At 67.7% G+C, this 1,645-nt stretch carries 2 protein-coding genes; both read left to right on the forward strand.

All coding sequences use genetic code 11. The features are described 5' to 3' along the window. Positions 1–21: 21 nt before the first annotated feature. Positions 22–825, forward strand: a complete 804-nt coding sequence (gene trpA, locus OOT08_RS16615) for a tryptophan synthase subunit alpha (protein WP_325093939.1) — start codon at positions 22–24, stop codon at positions 823–825. Positions 826–889: 64 nt separating this feature from the next. Further along, a partial coding sequence (gene lgt, locus OOT08_RS16620; RefSeq protein WP_325093940.1) for a prolipoprotein diacylglyceryl transferase occupies positions 890–1,645 on the forward strand: 756 nt, incomplete at its 3' end.

Here is a 1,645-nt window from a genome sequence, read left to right on the forward strand (position 1 = left end):
TGGCCCGGAAGGAGCTGCTCAGTGAGCACCTCACTCGTCGAAGCCCGGCTGCGCCAGCGCAACGCCGAGGCGAACGGTTCCCTCATCGGCTATCTCCCGGTCGGCTTTCCCGATCTGCGGACCAGCATCGACGCGGCCTGCGCCATGGTCGAGGGTGGCGTGGACATCATCGAGCTGGGGCTGCCCTATTCCGACCCCGTCATGGACGGCCCGGTCATTCAGGCCGCAACCGTGGAAGCCCTGAAAAACGGCTTTAAGCTCCGGCACGGCTTCGAGGCGATCCGCGAGATCACGAAGCGGGTCGACGCGCCCATCCTTGTCATGACCTACTGGAACCCCGTGATGCAGTACGGCGTGCAGCGCTTCGCCGATGACCTGCGCGAGGCCGGGGGAGCCGGGCTGATCACGCCCGACCTGATTCCCGACGAGGGCCGGGACTGGATCGACGCGGCCACCCGCGCGGATCTCGACCGGGTCTTCCTCGCCGCGCCCACCTCCTCGGACGAGCGCTTGCGCGCCGCGGTCGAGGCGAGCCGCGGCTTCGTGTACACCGTCTCCACCATGGGCGTCACCGGCACCAGGAACGACGTGGACTCGGCGGCACGCACCCTGGTCGAGCGGCTCCGCGCCGCCGACTGCGAGTTCAGCTGCGTGGGCCTCGGGATTTCCGAGGGCGCGCACGTGCGCGAAGTCCTCGACTACGCCGATGGCGCGATCGTCGGCTCCGCGCTTGTCCGCGGCCTCGCGGAGGGCGGTCCCGCCCGCGTGCGCGAGGTGGCCGCCGAGCTTGCCTCCGGCACGCTCCGAATCGCGCCCTCTGCCTAAGCGTCCGGCGAAGTAGACTACGAGCGGTGCGCCGCACTCCGATCCATCGACAAGGAACCCCGTGATGATTTCCCCGCTGAGCATTCCCAGCCCCGAGACGAGCTTTCTCGAATTCGGCCCATTCCGGATCTACTTCTACGCGATCTGCATCCTGGTCGGCATCGTCGTTGCCATGATCGTGACCGGCCGCCGCCTGACCTCGCGCGGCGCTGAACGCGGCGTGGTCATCGACTTCACGGTCTGGTCCGTCGCGCTGGGCATCATCGGCGCCCGGATTTACCACGTCCTCACCCACTTCGGCGACTACTTCGGCGAGGGCAAGAACGTCTGGGAGATCTTCGCTATCTGGAACGGCGGCATCGCGATCTTCGGCGCGCTGCTCGGCGGCGCGGTCGGCGTGATCATCGCCTCGCGCCTCACCGGGGTGCGCTTCTGGTCCTTCGCCGACGCCCTCGTGCCCGGCATGCTGCTCGCGCAGGCCTTCGGCCGGCTCGGGAACTGGTTCAACCACGAACTCTTTGGCGGCCCGACCACGCTGCCCTGGGGTCTCGAAATCGAGTCCACGAACGGCGCCTTCCCCATCGGTTTTGCCGAGGGCACCCTCTTCCACCCCACCTTCCTCTACGAGATCGTCTGGAACGTCCTCGGCGTGATCGTCCTGCTCGCGATCGAGAAGAAGCTCCGCCCGCGCTGGGGCAGCTTCTTCGGGATGTACCTCATCTGGTACGGCGTGGGTCGCGCGGTCATCGAGTCGATCCGCATCGATCCGAGCCAGATGGTCCTCGGCCTCCGCGTCAACGTCGCCACCGCGCTACTGGCT

Origin of the sequence: Leucobacter sp. M11, assembly GCF_035726885.1 — a bacterium.
Lineage (GTDB): Bacteria > Actinomycetota > Actinomycetes > Actinomycetales > Microbacteriaceae > JAPFRB01.